This is a genomic window from Candidatus Hodgkinia cicadicola (assembly GCF_002774925.1).
Genome location: NZ_NXGO01000078.1, coordinates 1 through 937 on the forward strand (window position 1 = coordinate 1; position 937 = coordinate 937).

The window sequence follows — 937 nt, forward strand, 5'->3', positions numbered from 1 at the left end:
GGATTTTTAATTCTAGTAGAATTAATAGTTTGACTAATAATACCTAATTTTAAATTATCAAACACAGATACTATTTCACTTGCTAAACTCATACTCTTAATACTACTATATTCAGAATTGATTATATATACCATTTGAGTCTTTTTATTATCAAGTAAATACGATGATCAATAAGATTCATTAAACACACGTAGATCAAGTACCATCATTAAAACTTATAATGCTTATACACTATATCAACATTACTTTAAAGCTTAATACTATCCCTATACTCATTACTTATCGTATGTTTTTTATATATATCAGTGATTATCCTATTTAAAGTGCTATACTTACCACTAAACAAATGATCGGTATTTCTAACCATTATTATCTTTAACTTACACATTAAATTAATCTTAGTACTATTATAAACTTTATAAATATTAGACAATACAGCAAATTTATCATCCTTAGCTATAATCATAGTTCCAGATATACCCAACCTTGCCAATACCCTAAAATCATAATATCTAATAGGTGGAGATATTAATATATATTCACTAATCTCAGGTCTTCTCATTATTAACTCAGCTGCTAAACACGACCCAAAGGAGACACCTACAGCAACAATACCATGCTTATGATTATGACGTTGTAACAACCAATTAAGAGTTAATTCAATACCAATTAAATCATCTTTATAAAAAATAGGATTTTTAATTCTAGTAGAATTAATAGTTTGACTAATAATACCTAATTTTAAATTATCAAACACAGATACTATTTCACTTGCTAAACTCATACTCTTAATACTACTATATTCAGAATTGATTATATATACCATTTGAGTCTTTTTATTATCAAGTAAATACGATGATCAATAAGATTCATTAAACACACGTAGATCAAGTACCATCATTAAAACTTATAATGCTTATACACTATATCAACATTA

General features: G+C 25.6%; 1 protein-coding gene. It reads right to left on the reverse strand.

Going from position 1 to position 937, the window contains the following annotated elements; all coding sequences use genetic code 4:
- Nucleotides 1–247: 247 nt before the first annotated feature.
- Nucleotides 248–826, reverse strand: coding sequence for an alpha/beta hydrolase (locus MAGTDC_RS02905; protein ID WP_278046865.1), 579 nt, complete (start codon nucleotides 824–826; stop codon nucleotides 248–250).
- Nucleotides 827–937: the final 111 nt, after the last annotated feature.